This is a genomic window from Streptomyces sp. NPDC058812 (assembly GCF_042744565.1).
GTDB lineage: Bacteria > Actinomycetota > Actinomycetes > Streptomycetales > Streptomycetaceae > Streptomyces > Streptomyces thinghirensis.
In genome coordinates, this window is record NZ_JBHYOB010000001.1 from 366,140 (window position 1) to 385,986 (window position 19,847).

The window sequence follows — 19,847 nt, forward strand, 5'->3', positions numbered from 1 at the left end:
CAGGTGTACTGGTTCAGGTGTGGCTGGATCGCTCTCGGGCGGTTGTTCAGGCGTTGTTTAACTCGCGAGTAACTAGCGAGCAGGCATCAGAGTAAAGGGCGACCGGCCCGTGCGTAAGTCTCCGCGCCCTGTCACTTCGTACAGACGCACACCCGTGACATGCGAAGGGGCCCGCCGCGCTTTCGCACGACGGGCCCCTTCGTGTCCGTTTCGCCGGGGTGGGCGGGACGCGCCGCGAGGACGGTCGCGGTTACTTCTTGCCCTTGCCCGACCCCGCGCTGTCGTCACTGGACAGGACCGCGATGAAGGCCTCCTGCGGAACCTCCACGGAACCCACCATCTTCATCCGCTTCTTGCCTTCCTTCTGCTTCTCCAGCAGCTTCCGCTTACGCGAGATGTCACCGCCGTAGCACTTGGCGAGGACGTCCTTGCGGATGGCGCGGATGGTCTCGCGGGCGATCACCCGGGAGCCGATGGCGGCCTGGATGGGCACCTCGAAGGCCTGGCGCGGAATCAGCTCGCGCAGCTTGGCGACGAGCCGCACGCCGTACGCGTACGCCGCGTCCTTGTGGGTGATCGCCGAGAAGGCGTCGACCTTGTCGCCGTGGAGCAGGATGTCGACCTTGACCAGGCTGGAGGTCTGCTCGCCGGTGGGCTCGTAGTCGAGGGAGGCGTAGCCACGGGTCTTCGACTTCAGCTGGTCGAAGAAGTCGAAGACGATCTCCGCGAGGGGGAGGGTGTAGCGGATCTCGACCCGGTCCTCGGAGAGGTAGTCCATGCCGAGCAGGGTGCCGCGCCGGGTCTGGCACAGCTCCATGATCGCCCCGATGAACTCGGTGGGCGCGAGGATCGTGGCGCGCACGACCGGCTCGTACACCTCGTTGATCTTGCCCTCGGGGAACTCGCTCGGGTTGGTGACGGTGTGCTCGACGCCGTCCTCCATGATCACGCGGTAGACCACGTTGGGCGCGGTGGCGATCAGGTCGAGGCCGAACTCGCGCTCCAGCCGCTCCCGGATCACGTCGAGGTGCAGCAGGCCCAGGAAGCCGACACGGAAGCCGAAGCCGAGGGCCGCGGAGGTCTCCGGCTCGTAGACGAGGGCGGCGTCGTTGAGCAGGAGCTTGTCCAGGGCCTCGCGCAGCAGGGGGTAGTCCGAGCCGTCCAGCGGATACAGGCCGGAGAAGACCATGGGCCTGGGATCCTTGTAGCCGCCGAGCGCCTCCTCGGCGCCCTTGTGCATGCTGGTGACGGTGTCACCGACCTTGGACTGGCGGACGTCCTTCACGCCGGTGATCAGGTATCCCACCTCGCCGACGCCGAGGCCGTCGGCGGAGAGCATCTCCGGCGAGTTGGTGCCGATCTCCAGCAGCTCGTGCGTGGCGCCGGTGGACATCATCCGGATGCGCTCGCGCCTGTTGAGCTGGCCGTCGATGACACGGACGTACGTCACGACACCGCGGTAGGAGTCGTAGACGGAGTCGAAGATCATCGCGCGGGCGGGGGCGTCCTTGACGCCGACCGGGGGCGGAACCTCGGCGACGACCTTGTCCAGCAGCGCCTCGACCCCGAGGCCGGTCTTGGCGGAGACCTTGAGCACGTCGTCGGGGTCGCAGCCGATCAGGTTGGCGAGTTCCTCGGCGAACTTCTCGGGCTGCGCGGCCGGCAGGTCGATCTTGTTCAGCACGGGGATGATCGTGAGGTCGTTCTCCATCGCCAGGTAGAGGTTGGCGAGGGTCTGGGCCTCGATGCCCTGGGCGGCGTCGACTAGGAGGATGGTGCCCTCGCACGCGGCCAGCGACCGCGAGACCTCGTAGGTGAAGTCGACGTGCCCCGGCGTGTCGATCATGTTGAGGATGTGCGTACTGGTCTTGTCGTGGGTGGGGGCCCACGGCAATCGCACCGCCTGGGACTTGATCGTGATGCCGCGCTCGCGCTCGATGTCCATGCGGTCGAGGTACTGGGCGCGCATCTGCCGCTGCTCCACCACACCGGTCAGCTGGAGCATCCGGTCGGCGAGCGTGGACTTGCCGTGGTCGATGTGCGCGATGATGCAGAAGTTGCGGATCAGCGCCGGGTCGGTACGGCTCGGCTCGGGCACATGGCTGGGGATCGCGGGCACGCAGGGTCCTGATTCTTGAGGCGTCCGCAGTGTCTGCGGTCTCGGGTCGGATCGATACGTAGCTTCCATCGTCCCACGGGTGGGGAGCTGGGATGGGTTTGGGACGGGTCGAGGGCGGGGGCGAGGCCGGATCGGGGCCGGGCCGGGGCCGGATCGAGGCCGGGCAGAGGCCTGGTTTGGGTGGCTCGGCGGGCCGCTGGTAGTGTGGGGGGCTGTGTCTCTTGCCCTCTCAGCGCGAGGCACTCCTTCAAGAAATCATCGGCACGGGACCCTCGCGGCCTCGTGCCTGAACCTGCAAAGGCTCATTCGTGGCGAACATCAAGTCCCAGATCAAGCGGAACAAGACCAACGAGAAGGCGCGGCTGCGCAACAAGGCCGTCAAGTCCTCTCTGAAGACCGCGATCCGCAAGGCCCGTGAGGCTGCTGCCGCGGGTGACGTCGAGAAGGCCACCGAGTACCAGCGCGTCGCTTCGCGCCAGCTCGACAAGGCCGTCTCCAAGGGCGTCATCCACAAGAACCAGGCCGCCAACAAGAAGTCGGCGCTGTCGCAGAAGGTCGGCGCCCTCAAGGGCTGAACCCCTCATCTGGTCTGATCGCCGGAAGGACCCAGAGCGGGCCCTCTCTCATCCGCTCCCGTCCGGCACCCAGGATCCGTGCGCGGCCTGCGTTCGCCACGCGGGCATGGATCCCCGAGCTTGATCCGAAGGCCCCGGTGGCCGTCCTTCCCCAGGACGGCCACCGGGGCCTTCGGTCTGCCCTGCGCCACGAGAGGCCGCCTGTGCCGGGAGTGCCTGCACATGCCCGGAGGGCCGCCTGTGCCGGGTGTGCCCTGGCCCATGCCCGGAGGGCCACCTGCGTCGGGAGAGGCGGGCTACGCCGGGGAGGCGGGCTGTGCCGGGGCGGCGGGCCTGTGCCGGAGAGGCGGGCTGTGCTGGAGAGGCGGGTTACGACCGTCCCCGCGAACGCGCCGCGCGCGCGATCGTCACCACGGCCTTCTCCAGGGCGTACTCGGGATCGTCGCCGCCGCCCTTCACCCCCGCGTCCGCCTCGGCCACCGCGCGCAGGGCCACGGAGACTCCGTCCGGTGTCCAGCCGCGCATCTGCTGCCGGACGCGGTCGATCTTCCACGGCGGCATCCCCAGCTCACGGGCGAGGTCGGCGGGGCGCCCACCGCGGGCGGAGGACAGCTTTCCGATCGCCCGCACGCCCTGCGCCAGCGCGCTGGTGATCAGCACCGGTGCCACTCCGGTCGCCAGCGACCAGCGCAACGCCTCCAGCGCCTCCGCCGCCCGTCCCTCGACCGCCCGGTCGGCGACCGTGAAGCTGGAGGCCTCGGCCCGTCCCGTGTAGTACCGCCCGACGACCGCCTCGTCGATCGTGCCCTCGACGTCCGCGGTCAGCTGGGACACCGCCGAGGCCAGCTCCCGCAGGTCGCTGCCGATGGCGTCGACCAGCGTCTGGCACGCCTCGGGGGTGGCCGACCGCCCGGCGGTACGGAACTCCGCCCGCACGAAGGCCAGCCGGTCGGCGGGCTTCGTCATCTTCGGGCACGCCACCTCGCGCGCCCCCGCCTTGCGGGCGGCGTCCAGCAGACCCTTGCCCTTCGCTCCACCCGCGTGCAGCAGGACGAGGGTGATCTCCTCGGCGGGGGCGCCGAGGTAGGCCTTCACGTCCTTGACCGTGTCGGCGGACAGGTCCTGCGCATTGCGTACGACCACGACCTTGCGCTCGGCGAAGAGCGAGGGGCTGGTGAGCTCGGCGAGGGTGCCGGGCTGCAGCTGGTCGGGGGTCAGGTCGCGTACGTCCGTGTCGGCGTCGGCGGCCTTCGCGGCGGCCACCACCTCCCGCACGGCACGGTCGAGCAGGAGGTCCTCCTGGCCCACGGCAAGGGTCACCGGGGCGAGAGGGTCGTCATTCGCAGTCTTCCTGGCCATCGCGACAAGCATCGCACGCACCACTGACAACGGACTTCGCCACCGACGCCCACGGGCGGCGCCAGGGGGTTTCGTCTGGAAGTGCGTGCGGCCGCAAGGCGGAGGAGGGCGACAGGGCGGAGCCCTGGCAACCGACGACAACGGCGCCGCGGGTCCCCCACGCCCCTTGCCCCTTGGACAGTGGGGGAGTGCGTGCCAGACCCCGCGCCCCTGGCAAGGTCCAGACGACACCCCCAGACGACACCCCTAGGGTTCCTCGCGCCAGCCCTCCCACTCCCCCGCGAACTCGTCGAGCTCGCCGGGGTCCAGCCGCTCCCTCTCGTCGCGCAGGACGACGAGCCACTGGGCGTCCTCGGCGTCGTCCTCGCCGGCCAGGGCGTCCCGGACCAGTCGGGGTTCCTCGTCGAGCCCGAAGCGCTCCCCGAGCGCCTGGGCCACCGCCTCCGCGGCGTCGCGGTCGGGCAGCACCAGCACATGTCTCACATCGCTCACGGGTGCCATTGTCGGACACCGCGCGGCAGGCGGGCCGGCCGGCCGGTGCCGCGTCAGCCCTTGGGCACGATCTGGATGTCGAGGCCGATCCTGATGCTGGGCCCGACCACGGCGATGCCGCGCGCCAGCATCGTCTGCCAGCTCACCGTGAAGTCGTCGCGGTGCAGCTCGGTGGTGGCGCGGCAGGCCGCCCGCGCCTCGCCCTCCATGCCGTTGCCCAGGCCGAGATACTCGGCGTCCAGGGTGACCGTGCGCGTCACGCCGTGCAGGGACAGCGCTCCCGCGACGGCCCACCGGTTGCCGCCCCGGTGCGTGAACCGGTCACTGTAGAACTCCAGGGTCGGGAACCGCTGCACGTCCAGGAAGTCCCCCGACCGCAGATGGTCGTCGCGCATCTTCACGTTGGTGTCGATGGACGCCGCGTCGATGACCACGTGCATGGCCGACTGCTCCATGTCGTCGCCGATCCGCACCGCGCCCGCGAAGGAGTTGAACCGGCCGTGGATCCGGGCCAGCCCGATGTGCCGGGCGGTGAAGGCAATCGACGAGTGCGCCGGCTCGATCTCCCAGTCGCCCGGCGCGGGCAGCTCCGGAGGCTGGGCCACTTGCAGGGTCACGTCGCCGAGCGAGGCCAGCGCGTCCTCGGTGACGGTCGCGGACGCCCGGTACGGCGTGTAGCCCTCGGCGGACACCGCGAGCCTGTACTCCCCCGTGGGCACCGTCGCCACGAACGACCCGAAGGGATCCGTCCCGCCGCTGACCACCTTGCGCCCCATGGTGTCGCTGACCGCGAACTCCGCGTGCGGAATCGGCTCGTTGACGGGGTCGAGGACCCGGCAGCTCAGCACCCCGGCGTTCGGCGGGGTCCGCACCGCCGCCAGGGGACCCGTCCGTTGCATCCGCTTCGTTCGGCTTCCCAGCCAGCGGCCGATCATCTGCGACACCCTCTGCACGACGTGAGAAAACTAGTTGACGAAGAAACATTCGATCACCGATGGGGGTTTCGAGGCAACACGGGGCCACATCACGGGAAACCGGCGCATGTGCTGGGAGTGCGCATGAGTGGCATGAGTAGCCCTGTGTTGGCCCGATATCGCCGCACCGGACGCGAGTCCTCACGGTCGGGGCACGGGCGGCACCTCGTCGATGTGGATGCCGAAGTGCTCCCGGTAGGCCGCGAGTACCTCCTCGTCCGTGGCCGGCTCACGCTCCTCCCGGCGGCCGTCGGCGGTCGTCGACACGAGCCTGCGGCCGCTGAGCGTGATCCTCCCTCCGTCCTCCGTGACCCGCGAGCAGACCGGCGACTGGAGGAAGTGCGACTGGGGCGAGGTGCTGTGCCACCACGCGCCGGACTCGAAGTCGCCGAGCACCCGCGGGCGCGGTTCCACCCGGTACACGGGGTTCCCGTCGCGCAGCACGTCCAGGTCGGCCGCCCGGGCCGAGTCGTGCCCGCCGCGCACCCCGGCCGCGTCCGGACCCGCCTCGACGACCTGGAACGTGCCGCCCGGATCCTTCTGCTCGCCCCGCTCCGCGAACGCCAGCGGACCGTGGCTGTGCGCCCCGAACCCGACGTCCGCCAGCAAGTCGCCCCCGTCCACCGTCCGCACCCGCAGCGCCAGATGGTCGAACGGGATCCCGAGCCGGCTCCCGTCCCCGTACACCCGCGCCGCGAGCAGCGTGACCTCATATCCGAGCGCCGCGAGCAACGCGCCGAAGAGACCGTTGAGTTCGTAACAGAAACCGCCCCGTCGCGCGCCCACCACCTTGTCCAGCAGCCGCCCCTCCTCCAGCACGATCTCCTCATCCAGATGGACGGACAGGTTCTCGAACGGCACCGCCCGCAGATGACGCAGGTGCAGCTCGCGCAGGGCGTCGGCGGTGGGCCACGCCGGGTACTCGGCTCCCAGACGGCGGAGGTAGGCATCGACCTGTGTTGCATCCATGCCCTCAGTCTCGCGCCACCCGCAACGCCCTGCCCGTGCCGACGACCGCCAGCGCCCCGTCCCGGTCCGTCCGCAGCACCATCGCGCCCTGGGCGCGCAGCGCCTCGACGGTGCCGGGGGCCGGGTGGCCGTAGCTGTTGTTCTCCCCACAGCTGATGAGCGCGAGCCGTGGGGCCACCTTCCGTATGAGGCCGGCATCCTGGTGAGCGGAGCCGTGATGGGCCACCTTCAGCACGTCGACCCCTTCCAGTGCCGCTCCCGCCGGTGATCCCGCCAGCTCCCGCTGCGCCGGGGGCTCCAGGTCCCCGAGCAGCAGCAGACGCAGTCCCGCCGTCCGCACCAGGAGGGTGACGCTGGCGTCGTTGGGTCCTTCCGTGCTCGTCGGGAAGACCGGTGCCGCGGTCGTCGGCGGGCCCGGCGGTGGGCCCTTCGGCGGGGTCGGTGGCGGCCACACCACCTGCCAGGACAGTGGGCCGGACCGCCGCTCCTCCCCGGCGGAGGCGTGCCGCAGGGGAATCCGCCGTGCCGCCGCCTGTCTGCGGACGGACTCGGCCTGGTCCGCGGGCTCTTCGAGGGCGGTCGTCTCGATCGCGCCCACCGAACGCCCCCGCAACACCCCGGGCAGGCCCGCCACATGGTCGGCGTGGAAGTGGGTCAGCACCACGAGCGGAACGCGGGTGATGCCGAGGGAGCGCAGACAGTGGTCGACCAGCGCCGGGTCGGGTCCGGTGTCCACCATGACGCCCGCGCCCTCACCCGTCGCGAGCACCATGGCGTCGCCCTGTCCCACGTCGCACATCACCATCCGCCAGCCCGGCGGAGGCCACCCCGTGATCAGCGGGGCCAGTGGCGGTGGCCGCACCACCGCCAGTACCAGCAGCACCGCGCACACACCGCACCACCACGGATGCCTCAGCAACCGCCGGCCGACGAGCAGCACGCCCACCGTGACGAGGGCGAGCAGCGCCGCCCCGGCCCAGCTGCCCGGCCAGTCCACTCCCGCGCCGGGCAGCGCGGCCCCGGTGCGGGCGATCCCCGCGATCCACTCGGCCGGCCAACCTCCGCACCGGGCCAGCCCTTCGGCCACCGGCATCGCCACCGGTGCCGACGCCAGCGCCGCGAACCCCAGCACCGTGGCCGGCGCGACCGCGAACTCCACAAGGAGATTGCACGGCACCCCCACCAGGCTCACCCGCGCCGACAGCACGGCGACGACCGGCGCGCACAGGGCCTGGGCCGCGCCCGCGGCGGCCAGCGCCTCGGCGAGCCGAGGAGGAACCCGGCGCCGGCGCAACGCCGCGCTCCAGCGCGGGGCCAGCGTGAGCAGCGCCCCGGTGGCCAGCACGGAGAGCAGGAAGCCGTAACTGCGGGCCAGCCCCGGGTCGTACAGCACCAGGAGCAGCACGGCCGTCGCCAGCGCCGGGAGCAGCGATCTGCGGCGTCCGGTGGCCAGGGCGAGCAGGGCGACGGCCCCGCAGGCGGCGGCCCGCAGCACGCTCGGGTCGGGCCGGCACACGACGACGAAGCCGAGGGCGAGTGCCCCGCCGAGCAGCGCGGTCGTCCGCAGGGAGATGCCGAGACGGGGCGCCAGGCCCCGGCGCTCGCTGCGCTGGGCCAGTCCGGGCGGTCCGAGCAGCAGGGCCAGCACGATCGTGAAGTTCGCTCCGGACACGGCCAGCGTGTGCGCGAGGTCGGTCTCCTTGAACGCCTCCTCCAGTTCCGGCGTGATACGGGACGTGTCACCGACGACCAGACCCGGCAGCAGCGCCCGCGCGTCCGCCGGCAGCCCCTCGGTGGCCTCCCGCAGCCCGGCCCGCAGTCGTCCCGCCAGCCGCTGCGCCCCCGACGGCCCGGCCACCACCTCCGGCGCCTCCCGACCGCCCCGTACCCGCAGCACGGCGGCGATCCGGTCCCCGCTCGCCCTCGAGGGCGCCGACCGGGCGGTGACGAGGAGCCGCGTCGTCGGCAGCAGTCCCAGCCAGCGTGCTGTGCCGGGCCCGGCACGGGCGAGCCGCGCGTCGTCCGCGGCCCCCGCGAAGGCCCGGCCCGATGCCCCCTCAGTCTTGCCCTCGGCCTCGCCCTCGGCCACGTCCACGAGCACCAGCACCGGCGTCCGTGTCGTCACCTCCCTTCCGCCCGCCTCCGTCACCCGCCGTACGTCGGCTTCGATCAGCACGGTGGGCGGCACGGCCCGGTTTCCCCGGACGCCCGACCGGGTGAGGCGGGGGTCGGCGGTGATCTCCAACTCGGCGGTGACGGTGGCGTACTGCCGTGCCAGCGTCGGCACAGGTCCCCGGCGCAGGTCCGCGCCGTGCAGGGCGGCCGAGGTGGCGGACGCGGCGACGCAGAGGAGCAGGGCGGCGACCGTCGCGTGGGGCCGCCCGCGCGTCGTACGCTGCCTCCGCGCCCCCAGCAGCAGCACGCCGGACAGGGCCAGGGCACCGATCAGGAGGCCCACGGCCCACCCCGTCGGCACGTCCGGCATCAGCGCCGCCGTCGCCCAGGCCGCGAGCGCGGGCGGCACCAGCCGCAGGTCCGTGGGCCCGTCCTGCCGGGGATGCGCCGCACCGAGCCGATGCCCGGAGGCGGCGTGCACGGCTGCGCGCGGGGGTGCCGTCAGGTGGTCGGTGGGCTCGGTCGGCCCGCTCGGCGGCCTCGTCCGCGCGCTCATGCCCGTGCTCGCGTCCGTGCTCACGGCTGTGCTCGCGTCCGTTCTCCTGTCCGTGCCCGTGCTCACGGCTGTGCTCGCGTCCGTTCTCCTGTCCGTGCCCGTGCTCACGGCCGTGCTCGCGTCCGTGCTCATGGCCGTACGAGGTTGCGCAGGTCGGCGAAGCGGCGCTCGCCGATGCCGTTCACCTCGCGCAGCTCGTCCACCGAGCGGAAACCGCCGTGCTGGGTGCGGTAGTCGATGATGTGCTGGGCCAGCACGGGGCCGACGCCCGGCAGGGTGTCGAGCTGGTCGGCGGTCGCCGTGTTGAGGGAGACCGGTGCCGCGGGTGCGGCCCCCGCTGCCGGGGCGCCCGGCCCGCCGGGGGCGGTGCCGCCCGGGCCGGTCGGCGTGACCGGCGGGGAAGCGCCGACGATCACCTGCTCGCCGTCCACCAGGAAGCGTGCCCGGTTCAGCCCGTCCGTCTTGGTACCGGCTCGCACGCCTCCCGCGGCACGCAGGGCGTCCGCGACACGTGACCCTGCCGGAAGGCGGTGGATTCCGGGCTTGCGGACCTTGCCGCCGACGTCCACCACGATCTCTGCCCCGACCGTGGCCGCGGCTGTGCCCTTGGCCGTTCCCCTGGGCGTGCCGGCCGTGGGGCCCGCTCCTGCCGCCTCGTCCTCTCCCCCCGCGCCGAACGCCGCCGCCTCCCGCACCACCTCGGGCGCCGACACGGGCTGGGTGCGGCCGGTCCAGAAGTGCTGTGCGGCGAAGACCGCCGCGACGACGAGCAGCACCGTGAGCGCGGCCACGCTGCGCCGCTCCAGCCCGCACCGCGTCTGGAACCACACCGGCATCCGCTCCCGCAGCGCCTGACCGGCCCGTTCCCGCCAGGTCGCCGCGGCGCCATCGACGACGTCCGGTGGCGCACCCCCTTCCTGCGAACCGCCTTCCTGCGCACTCCCTCCTCGCGCATCCCCTCCCTGCGAACCCCCTCCTCGCGCATCCCCTCCCTGCGAACCTCCTCCTGGCGCACCCGCTACGTCCCCCCGTGCCGTGCCACCGTCTCCGGCTCCCTGCGGGCGCCCGGCATCGTGGGTCCAGGACGGCGGCGGCCCTTTCCCCGGCTCGCTCCCCTGTCCGGCGGGCCCCACAGGCCCGGTGTATCCGACGTGATCGCCGTGTCCGACGAAGAGCGCCTCCGCACGTCGGCGGAGTTCCTCCGCCGGCGCGGGACGGCGCCTGTGCCGTGCCCGGCCGAGGGAGCGGGGCGAGCGGCGGTGGCGGAGCCGGCCGTCGGAGGCCGGTCCACGACCCGGGCCGCTGGTGGCGGTAGCTGTGCGTGAGTGTGATCGAAGAGCCATGCGACGAGGATCGGACACCTCGGCACACCCGCGACGATCATGCTCAATTCCCGGGGACTACCCTCGGGTTGTGGAAAACCCCGGCCCCCGCACGGGTGACGCACAACCGTGACGCGCAACCGTCCTCACCGCGACGAGACCACGACCCCCAGCAGCCCGGGCCCCGTGTGCGCCCCGATCACCGCGCCGACCTCGCTCACATGCAGGTCGGCGAGCCCGGGCACCCGGTCCCGCAGGCGGTCCGCCAGGGCCGACGCCCGGTCGGGGGCGGCGAGATGGTGCACGGCGATGTCGACGGGTGCGCTGCCCGCCCGGTCGGCGACGATCTCCTCCAGCCGGGCGATGGCCTTGGACGCCGTCCGGACCTTCTCCAGGGGCTCGATGCGGCCGCCGCCCAGCTGCAGCAGGGGCTTCACCGCGAGAGCGGAACCGAACAGTGCCTGGGCCGCCCCGATCCGGCCGCCGCGACGCAGATAGTCGAGGGTGTCGACGTAGAAGTAGGCGGACGTCCCCGCGGCCCGCTTCTCCGCGGCCGTGACCGCTTCGTCCACCGTGCCTCCCGCCTCCGCCGCCTCCGCCGCGGAGAGCGCGCAGAATCCGAGGGCCATCGCGATCATCCCGGTGTCCACTACATGCACTGGAACCGCCGCCTCCCGCGCCGCGACGACGGCCGCGTCGTGCGTGCCGGAGAGTTCGGCGGAGAGGTGGAGGGAGACGATGCCGTCCGCGCCGGACTCGGCGATCTTGCGGTAGGTCTCGGCGAAGAGTTCCGGGCTGGGGCGGGAGGTGGTGACCGGCCGCCGTTTCTGCAGGGCCTGGGCCAGCGAGCGGGTCGAGATCTCGGTGCCCTCCTGCAGCGCCCGGTCGCCCAGGACGACGGTCAGGGGTACCGCGGTGATGCCGTGCCGCTCCATCGTCCGGGCCGGGAGGTAGGCCGTTGAATCCGTGACGATCGCGACATGGCGGGACATGAGCTGGAGGTTACCTGCCGTAGCGCCCATACGGCAGCCCGGCCCCCGGCGACCTGGCGTTCACGGGGCCGTGGTCAGGTCGTGGTCAGGTCGTGTTCTCCGGACGGGCCTTCTTCTGCCAGGGGTACACGGGGCTCGGGCCGGGCGGTGTGATGGCGGGCCGCCCGGGTTCCTCCGCCGTCTCCTGCCCCGAGGGCTGCGGGGACTGAGGCCAACTCTGCCGGGCGGCCGGGGCGTCGGTGGCCGGCGCCTCGGGCCAGGGCGGCGGCGCGGCGGCGGGCTCCGTCTCCGTCCAGTGCCGCAGGGCACCGGCCTCGACGTCGATCTGTGCGCTCAGTGAGTCCAGGTCGTCGTCGGCGAAACGGTGGGCCCGGTCGCGGGCCGCCCAGCGCAGGGACTCCGCCGAATGGATGATGCGCTCGGTGCGCTCGCGCAGCGTGGGAAGGCGCTCGCCGAGCGTGGCGCGGTCCGGCTCGGACTCCAGCCGCCTGAGCTCGCCGTCCAGTTCGAACCCGTGCGCGCTGAGCCGCTCGAAGAGGGCGAGGGACTCCTTGAGGGACTCGTCCTCGGCCACGCCCGCGTGCAGCGCGTCCTGCGTGGCCCGCATCGACGTGCGCAGCGCCAGCCGCAGCTGTGCCAGCTCGCCCGCCGGACCCATCTGGACGAGGGACTTGGCCCGCAGTGTGTGGTCCTCGACCGTGCGGCGGGCCTGGGTGATGCCGCGGTCCACGCCGCGTTTGGCCGCACCGACGGCTTTCACCGTGGCGTAGGCGCCCAGCACGAGGGCGAGCACGAAAAGCAGACCGAGGACTGCGATCACTGCTTCCACGAAGCTCCTCCTCCGAGCGTCCGGCCCGCGGACCGGCAGGCCGCGGCACGGCACCCGCCGCGCCGCTCTTCCACGGTAAACGCAACGGGCAGGCCCAGGGTTCCAACAGAACCCCGAACCTGCCCGTACCGGACCCCGAACCTCCCCGTAGGGGACTACCCCGAGCCCAGCGGTACCGCGGCGTCGGCCTTACGCCGGGACGATGTTCACCAGCTTCGGCGCACGCACGATCACCTTGCGGATCCCGGCCCCGTCCAGCGCGGCCACGACCTTCTCGTCGGCCAGCGCCGCCTTCTCCAGGTCCTCCTCGGAGATGGAGGGAGCGACCTCCAGCCGTGCCTTGACCTTGCCCTTGATCTGCACGACGCAGGTCACGGTCTCGTCGACGACGTAGGCCGGGTCGGCGACCGGGAAGTCCTGGTGCACCACCGAATCCGTGTGCCCCAGCCTGCGCCACAGCTCCTCGGCGACGTGCGGGGCCAGCGGCGCGACCAGCAGCACCAGGCGCTCGGCGACCGGGCGCGGGACCACCCCGCCCGCCTTCGTCAGGTGGTTGTTCAGTTCGGTGACCTTGGCGATGGCGGTGTTGAACCGCATGCCCTCCAGGTCCTGCCGCACGCCGTCGATGGCCTTGTGCAGGGCGCGCAGGGTGTCCGTGTCGATGTCGGCGTCCGCGACGTCCGCCACCGTTACCTCGCCGGTGTTCTCGTCGACGACGTTGCGCCACAGCCGCTGCAGCAGCCGGAACTGGCCCACCACCGCACGCGTGTCCCACGGCCGGGAGACGTCCAGCGGGCCCATCGCCATCTCGTACAGGCGCAGGGTGTCGGCGCCGTACTCGGCGCAGATCTCGTCGGGAGTGACCGCGTTCTTCAGGGACTTGCCCATCTTGCCCAGCAGCCGGGAGACCTTCTCACCCTGGTAGAAGTACGCGCCGTCGCGCTCCTCCACCTCGGCGGCCGGCACCGCGATGCCGCGGCTGTCCCGGTAGACGTAGGCCTGGATCATGCCCTGGTTGAACAGCTTGTGGAACGGCTCGGCCGAGGAGATGTGCCCCAGGTCGAACAGGACCTTGGACCAGAAGCGCGCGTACAGCAGGTGCAGCACGGCGTGCTCCGCGCCGCCGACGTACAGGTCGACGCCGCCGTGCGGCAGGCCCTCGCGCGGGCCCATCCAGTACTGCTCGATCTCCGGGTCGACCAGCCGCTCGCTGTTGTGCGGGTCCACATAGCGCAGCTCGTACCAGCAGGAGCCCGCCCAGTTGGGCATGGTGTTGGTCTCGCGGCGGTACTTGCGCGGGCCGCGGCCGTCGCCCAGGTCCAGGGTGACGTTCACCCAGTCCTCGTTGCGCGACAGGGGGGTCTCGGGCCGGGTGTCGGCGTCGTCCGGGTCGAAGGTGCGCGGGGAGTAGTCCTCGACCTCGGGCAGCTCCAGCGGCAGCATCGACTCGGGCAGGGAATGGGCGATGCCGTCCTCGTCGTAGACGATCGGGAAGGGCTCGCCCCAGTAGCGCTGGCGGCTGAACAGCCAGTCGCGCAGGCGGAAGTTGACGGTGCCGGCGCCGGCGCCGGTCCGCTCCAGCCACTCGGTGATGCGCTCCTTGGCCTCGACGACGCCCAGGCCGTCCAGGCTGATCTCGTCGTTCGACGAGTTCATGATCTTCGCGTCGTACGACCCGAAGGCGTCCTCCCACGTCGCCGGGTCGGTGCCCCGGCCGTCGGTCGGCTCGACGATGCAGCGGATCGGCAGCTCGAAGGCGCGCGCGAACTCGAAGTCCCGCTGGTCGCCCGCCGGGACGGCCATGATCGCGCCGGTGCCGTAGCCCATCAGCACGTAGTCGGCGATGAAGACGGGGACCTGTTCGCCGTTGACCGGGTTGGTCGCGTAGGCGCCGATGAAGACGCCGGTCTTGTCCTTGGCCTCGGCCTGCCGCTCGACGTCGGACTTGGACGCGGCCTGCGCGCGGTACGCCGCCACGGCCTCGGTCGGGGTCGCGTGACCGCCGGTCCACACGTCGTGCGTGCCCTCGGGCCAGGCGGCCGGGGTGAACTTCTCGACCAGCGGGTGCTCGGGCGCCAGCACCATGTAGGTCGCGCCGAACAGGGTGTCCTGGCGGGTGGTGAAGACGGTGATGTTCTCGCCGTCGACGGGGAAGTCGACGCGAGCGCCCTCGGAGCGGCCGATCCAGTTGCGCTGCTGCAGCTTGATGGCCTCGGGCCAGTCCAGCTCGTCCAGGTCGTCCAGCAGCCGGTCGGCGTAGGCGGTGATGCGCATGTTCCACTGGCGCAGCTTGGACTTGAAGACGGGGAAGTTGCCGCGCTCGGAGCGGCCGTCGGCGGTGACCTCCTCGTTGGCCAGCACGGTGCCCAGGCCGGGGCACCAGTTGACGGGCGCGTCGGAGGCGTAGGCCAGGCGGAAGCCGCCCAGCACGTCGGCGCGCTCGGCGTCGCTCAGGGCGCTCCACGCGCGCCCGGGGTGGCCGGGGACGGCACGCTCACCGGACTCGAACTGGGCGACCAGCTCGGCGATCGGGCGGGCCTTGCGCGCCTCCTCGTCGTACCAGGAGTTGAAGATCTGCAGGAAGATCCACTGGGTCCACTTGTAGTACTCCGGGTCGATCGTGGCGAACGACCGGCGCTTGTCGTGGCCCAGGCCCAGCCGGCGCAGCTGGCTCTGCATGTTCTTCATGTTGGCCTCGGTGGACACGCGCGGGTGCGTGCCGGTCTGCACGGCGTACTGCTCCGCGGGCAGGCCGAAGGCGTCGAAGCCCAGGGTGTGCAGGACGTTGTGGCCGGTCATCCGCTGGAAGCGGGCGAAGACGTCGGTGGCGATGTACCCCAGGGGGTGGCCGACGTGCAGGCCCGCACCGGAGGGGTACGGGAACATGTCCATGATGAACTTCTTGGGCTTGGCCACCAGCTCCGGGTCGCCCGCCAGGTCACCCTTGGGGTTCGGCGCGGCGTACGTCCCCTCGGCGTCCCAGAAGTCCTGCCAGCGTGCCTCGATCTCGGCGGCCATGGCAGCCGTGTAGCGGTGCGGCGCGGCGTCCGCCGACACAGGGGCGGTCGCCGCGGGGTTCGTCTCGCTCATGATCCTCAAAGCTCCATCGATCGTCTCTGCCAGCGGCTGCGACATTCATGACCAGCGGCTGCGAATGCCGGGAAATGAAAAATCCCCTCGCACAGGAGGGGACGCCGCGCCGATTCCGGCCACCGGACTACGACCGGGGCCGGGACTGATCAGCGCGGCTCGCTAAGCAGAAGGCGTACGGCACGCATGGCGTCAGGGTACCGCAGTCGTCGAGCGGGCCGCGACGGGCTTCCGGCCACCCGCACCGCACCTCCCGCGCCACGCCTCACGCGCCACGCCTCACGGCCGCAAACCTGAACCAAGGTCAAAGGTTACTTCGCGTAACGACCGCTAAGGGACATCAGTACGAACGCATTGTCGTTTGATAACAACGCAATAACTCAAACCTCGTACCCGCGGGTATGGCGCCACTTAGAGTGCGGCACCGGGACCGCTACCCCGAACCGCTCCGGAGTTGCCCCATGAACCCCTCGAACCCTCCCTCGATCCACCCCCGCAGCAACAGCTCGCCCTCTCCCCTCGCGTCCGCGGCGTGGGGAGGTCTGCCGTGGTGACGAACGACAGCACGGCGGACGACACCTTCGCGGAGTTCCTCAACTTCGGTGCCGGCGTCCTCTCCCTCGTCCTCCTCAGCTGCTCGGTGATCTGGGGACTCGTCGCCCAGGACCGGATCGTCCTCGACACCCGCCAGCGGATCCTGGCCCAGGCGGTGCACCGGCTGACCGCGGTCGCCGCGGTCGTGTTCCTGCTGGTGCACATCGGGGTCAAGCTGGCCCTGGACCACACCACCTGGGTGGCCGCGGTGGTCCCGTTCGGACTCCTGGCCACGGACGACGAGTCGTTCGGCGGCCGGAGCGTCCTGATCGGCTTCGGCACCCTGGCCAGCTTGCTCATGATCTTCGTGGGCGTCACGGGCGCCCTGCGCAACCGCTTCGCGTCCGCGTCCCCCGTGGCCGCCCGCTGGCGGGCCATGCACATGCTGGCCTACCCGGCGTGGTGCCTGGCCCTGCTGCACGGGCTCTACGCGGGTCGCGCGGCGAAGCCGGTCTTCCTGATCCTTTACGGCCTGTCCGTGCTCGGCGTCATGGCGGCCCTGGCGCTGCGCGCGGCGCCCCGCCCGGTCAAGCGCAGGGTCGCCGACCGGATCGCCGGGTTCCTCGGGACCGAGGAGCGGATGGCCCGCGAGGAACTGGAGGAGAGCCGGGCCCGCACGACGGCCGCCTCCGCGCTGCCGGGCTACGAGAGCACCGGGGCGTCGCGGCCGCGCCGGGCGTCCCCGTCCGCGCCCCTGTACGAGCCGGCCGAGCGCCTCACGCCCCCGGAGCCCGCGGGCGGCTTCGCGGCGGCCTACCGTGCCGTGTCCGGCGCCTCCGGCGCGCGCCGGAGACCGCTGACGGCCGAGACGACCGCGTCCGCCCAGTCGCCGCCGGACATGCGGCCCACCGAGGCGATGCCCCCCGTGGACGGCGGCGGCAGCACCTCGGGCAGCTGGCCCATCCCGTCGCCACCCCCGGTCGGCGAGGCACCCCGGTCGGCCTACGACCCGCTCAACGACACCGGGCACACCATCCCGGTCCATGGCAATACGGACGCGTCGGGCTACGGCTCGAGTGACGTGTACGACACCAATGAGACGAACACCGTCTACGACACGTACTACCCGAGCGACACGTACAACAGCGGTCCCGCCACTGAACCAACCCCCGGTGCGTCCCCCGGCGCGTCGCCCTACGACGCGTCCTACAACGCGACCTACGACTTCGACGCACCGGGTTCGGGCGAACCTTGGAACACGCCTTCCGGAGGCTTTTAAGTGAACGAGGCCCTGCCCGACGTACCCGAAGTCCGCGTGGTCGGTCTTCCCCAGCTCACGTCGGGCTTCGACCTTGTCGAGCGCCTGGATCTGCCGATGCACCTCAAGGTGCACGGTCCGCTCGAACCATTGGGCGGTGAGCAGCTCGCGCAGCTCTCCGAACGCATCGGCCTGAAGGGCCGCGGCGGCGCGGGCTTCCCCTTCCACAAGAAGCTGCGCTCGGTCGCCGAAGCGGCGATCAAACGCGGCGTACGGCCCGTCGTGGTCGTCAACGGCAGCGAGGACGAGCCGGCCTGCCGCAAGGACACGGTGCTCATCAACCGCGCCCCGCACCTGATCCTGGACGGCGCGCTGCTGTGCGCCGAGGCCATGGGCGCCCGCACGCTCGTCATCGGGGTCACCCGTGAGTCCACACAGCGCTCCATGGAGGCCGCCCTGGCCGAACGCGGACTGAGCAACGGACGCCGCTCCGCCCTCCGCGCGCGCGTGCAGCGCAATCCGGTCCGTATGGTCACCGGCGCGGCGGCCTCGCTGGTCCGCTCCATCGACGGCGGCCCGGCGATCCCGCCCGGCCGCAAGGTCAGCGCGTCCAGGAGCGGCGTCGGCGGCGCGCCGACCCTGCTGTCCAACGCCGAGACGTTCGCCCAGCTGGCGATCGCCGCCCGCATCGGCCCGGAGCGCTACGGCAACACCGGCCTGTACGACGAGCCGGGCACCGTCATGCTCACCGTCTCCGGCGCGGTGGCCCGCCCCATGGTCATCGAGGTGCCGACGGGCGTGCCGCTGCGCTACGTCCTCCAGCTCGCCGGCGCCCCACCGGTGCCGCAGGGCGTGCTGACCGGCGGCTACCACGGCAAGTGGATCGACGCGGCGACCGTCGACGAGGCGATCGTCTCCCGCAACTCCCTGCAGCAGGTGGGCGGCTCGCTGGGCGCGGGCGCGATCCTGCCGATCAGTCAGGACACCTGCCCACTGGGCGAGTCGCTGCGGGTGGCGCAGTGGCTGGCGGAGGAGAGCGCGGGCCAGTGCGGCCCCTGCTACCTGGGCCTGCCGGCCGCCGCGCGCGGCCTGGAGGACATCCTGAACGGCGGCGGCCCGGCCGCCCTGGAGGCGGTCAAGCAGGTCGCGCGGAACGTGAAGCGGCGCGGCGCCTGCTCGCACCCGGACGGCTCGGCGATGTTCCTGGAGTCGACCCTCGAGGCATTCACGGACGACCTCGCCGCCCACGTCCTCGGCAGCGGCTGCGGACGGCCCGTGGAGGGCGTTCTGCCGCTTCTGGCGGGCGGCGGCGCCCCTACGGGCATCCCGGGCGGCGGCGGGGACGGGAACGGGCCCAGCCGCCAGAAGATCTACGTCGACTGGACACTGTGCCGGGGCCACGGCCTGTGCGCGGACATCCTCCCGGAGGTCTTCCAGCTCGGCGCCGACGGCTTCCCGACCGTCGCGCAGGCCGACGTACCGCGCTTCGCGGAGGCCAAGGCGGTGCGCGCGGTGCGCCGCTGCCCGGCGCTCGCCCTGCGCATCGAGGAGGACACCCGCGGCCAGGTGCCGTCCTCGCGCGTCAACCTGCCGGTCCTGCCCCAGGGCCGCGGCCGCCGGGCGCTGGGCCGCTGAGCGCACGAGCGCCGAGCACGAGGAAACCCCCGGATCAATGATCCGGGGGTTTCCCTGTGTTCCTGCGGAACGTGTTCCTGTGGAGCTAAGGAGAATTGAACTCCTGACCTCCTGCATGCCATGCAGGCGCTCTACCAACTGAGCTATAGCCCCTTGCTGTCTGTCGCCCGGTTTCCCCGGCGGCGACGCCAACATTACACGGTCGACCGGGCGCAACACCAAATCGTTTCCAGTTTGCCCGTTTTGCCCCTTGCGTAAGCTGTCAGGCCATGACGAGCAGGCCCGCTACGCCGTGACGAACGAGTAGAACCGCTTGAGTGTGCAGTGCTCCTCCAGGAGCCGGCCGTAGATCGGCTCGCCCTCGAGTTCGCGGTACGTCTCGATCGGGTCGCCTTTTATGATCAGCGCCCGCGCGCACTCCTCGCACCAGTACTGGTAGTCCGGATTGACCGGCTCCATGTCCCGCACGATCGGGGTGCCGCTGCCGCACCAGTCGCACTTTCGCCTGTGTGCACCCATCGATCAGCTCCAGCTGTGGCCGCAGGCCGTGCACACGTACGAGATTCCGCCGTTGTCGCCGAGGACTTGGGCCACGTGCCCGGAACCGCAGGAAGGGCAGCTGAGACGGGTGACCGTGTTCCGTGTCACCGCTCCGCCGAGGAGGTGACCGACCTCCTCGAGGATGCTCTCAGGCATCGCCACTCCCTCCCGTCGGGTCGCGGTCCCCTTCCGGCCGTTTGATTCTGCCACGACCGGGCCAATACGGTCAGCGACGCCTCAGTACCAGTCCGGACACGGAGTCTCACAGGGGTATACGCCTGTGGGACTCCTGTTGCTCAAGCGGGCGCAAACGAAAAATCCCGCCCCCCGAGGGGGACGGGATTCGTCCGTGGGCTGTGGAGCTAAGGAGAATTGAACTCCTGACCTCCTGCATGCCATGCAGGCGCTCTACCAACTGAGCTATAGCCCCTGGTGCCACGCGGCTGGGCCGCATGGTCTTTCGCTCCGCTCGGCGGGGCGAACAAGAA

15 protein-coding genes and 2 tRNA genes are annotated in these 19,847 nt (G+C 71.7%); 3 read left to right on the plus strand and 14 right to left on the minus strand.

Translation table 11 applies throughout. The features are described from left to right. Positions 1 to 250 precede the first annotated feature (250 nt). On the minus strand, positions 251 to 2,119 hold the full coding sequence (lepA, locus tag ACFW48_RS01705) for a translation elongation factor 4 (RefSeq protein WP_386309411.1): 1,869 nt from the start codon (positions 2,117 to 2,119) through the stop codon (positions 251 to 253). Between the two features lie 308 nt (positions 2,120 to 2,427). On the opposite strand from lepA, the gene rpsT reads away from it, so the two are divergent. Beyond that, positions 2,428 to 2,694 carry a 30S ribosomal protein S20 gene (gene rpsT / locus ACFW48_RS01710; RefSeq protein WP_121746971.1) on the plus strand — a complete coding sequence of 89 codons (267 nt, stop codon included), beginning with the start codon at positions 2,428 to 2,430 and terminating at the stop codon, positions 2,692 to 2,694. 369 nt (positions 2,695 to 3,063) lie between these two features. Here rpsT and holA read toward each other — a convergent pair whose 3' ends face one another. The 9 genes from holA to leuS form a co-directional block, all read right to left on the minus strand. Then, entirely contained in the window at positions 3,064 to 4,053 is a 990-nt protein-coding gene (gene holA / locus ACFW48_RS01715; protein WP_386309413.1) for a DNA polymerase III subunit delta, read from the minus strand. A 246-nt stretch (positions 4,054 to 4,299) separates the two neighbouring features. Next, positions 4,300 to 4,545, minus strand: a complete 246-nt coding sequence (locus ACFW48_RS01720; protein WP_386309414.1) for a hypothetical protein — start codon at positions 4,543 to 4,545, stop codon at positions 4,300 to 4,302. A 53-nt stretch (positions 4,546 to 4,598) separates the two neighbouring features. Continuing rightward, positions 4,599 to 5,480: a YceI family protein gene (locus tag ACFW48_RS01725; protein WP_386310234.1), complete on the minus strand. Its 882-nt coding sequence runs from the start codon at positions 5,478 to 5,480 to the stop codon at positions 4,599 to 4,601. A 180-nt stretch (positions 5,481 to 5,660) separates the two neighbouring features. Next, positions 5,661 to 6,488, minus strand: a complete 828-nt coding sequence (locus ACFW48_RS01730; RefSeq protein WP_386309417.1) for an arylamine N-acetyltransferase — start codon at positions 6,486 to 6,488, stop codon at positions 5,661 to 5,663. Between the two features lie 4 nt (positions 6,489 to 6,492). Continuing rightward, the gene (locus tag ACFW48_RS01735) at positions 6,493 to 9,159 is read right to left on the minus strand and encodes a ComEC/Rec2 family competence protein (RefSeq protein ID WP_386309418.1); all 2,667 of its coding nucleotides are present in this window, start codon (positions 9,157 to 9,159) and stop codon (positions 6,493 to 6,495) included. A gap of 128 nt (positions 9,160 to 9,287) precedes the next feature. Next, a complete protein-coding gene (locus ACFW48_RS01740; RefSeq protein WP_386309421.1) occupies positions 9,288 to 10,502 on the minus strand; it encodes a helix-hairpin-helix domain-containing protein in 1,215 nt (404 codons plus the stop codon). A gap of 125 nt (positions 10,503 to 10,627) precedes the next feature. Then, positions 10,628 to 11,473, minus strand: a complete 846-nt coding sequence (locus ACFW48_RS01745; RefSeq protein WP_386309424.1) for a DegV family protein — start codon at positions 11,471 to 11,473, stop codon at positions 10,628 to 10,630. 85 nt (positions 11,474 to 11,558) lie between these two features. Next, positions 11,559 to 12,302, minus strand: a complete 744-nt coding sequence (locus ACFW48_RS01750; RefSeq protein ID WP_386309426.1) for a hypothetical protein — start codon at positions 12,300 to 12,302, stop codon at positions 11,559 to 11,561. Between the two features lie 189 nt (positions 12,303 to 12,491). Next, positions 12,492 to 15,392, minus strand: a complete 2,901-nt coding sequence (gene leuS / locus ACFW48_RS01755) for a leucine--tRNA ligase (RefSeq protein ID WP_386309429.1) — start codon at positions 15,390 to 15,392, stop codon at positions 12,492 to 12,494. A gap of 547 nt (positions 15,393 to 15,939) precedes the next feature. On the opposite strand from leuS, the gene ACFW48_RS01760 reads away from it, so the two are divergent. Beyond that, a complete protein-coding gene (locus ACFW48_RS01760; protein ID WP_386309431.1) occupies positions 15,940 to 17,205 on the plus strand; it encodes a cytochrome b/b6 domain-containing protein in 1,266 nt (421 codons plus the stop codon). Beyond that, positions 17,206 to 18,819, plus strand: coding sequence for an NADH-ubiquinone oxidoreductase-F iron-sulfur binding region domain-containing protein (locus ACFW48_RS01765; RefSeq protein ID WP_386309433.1), 1,614 nt, complete (start codon positions 17,206 to 17,208; stop codon positions 18,817 to 18,819). It abuts the gene before it with no gap. Between the two features lie 80 nt (positions 18,820 to 18,899). Here ACFW48_RS01765 and ACFW48_RS01770 read toward each other — a convergent pair. The 4 genes from ACFW48_RS01770 to ACFW48_RS01785 all read right to left on the minus strand — a co-directional run bounded on the left by ACFW48_RS01770 (position 18,900) and on the right by ACFW48_RS01785 (position 19,789). Further along, positions 18,900 to 18,972 (minus strand) — tRNA-Ala (locus ACFW48_RS01770). Positions 18,973 to 19,104: 132 nt separating this feature from the next. Further along, complete coding sequence (locus ACFW48_RS01775; RefSeq protein WP_003976229.1) at positions 19,105 to 19,338, minus strand: hypothetical protein; 234 nt, start codon at positions 19,336 to 19,338, stop codon at positions 19,105 to 19,107. A 3-nt stretch (positions 19,339 to 19,341) separates the two neighbouring features. Further along, entirely contained in the window at positions 19,342 to 19,515 is a 174-nt protein-coding gene (locus ACFW48_RS01780; protein ID WP_386309434.1) for a hypothetical protein, read from the minus strand. A 201-nt stretch (positions 19,516 to 19,716) separates the two neighbouring features. Next, positions 19,717 to 19,789: transfer RNA gene (locus tag ACFW48_RS01785), tRNA-Ala, on the minus strand. Positions 19,790 to 19,847 lie beyond the last annotated feature (58 nt).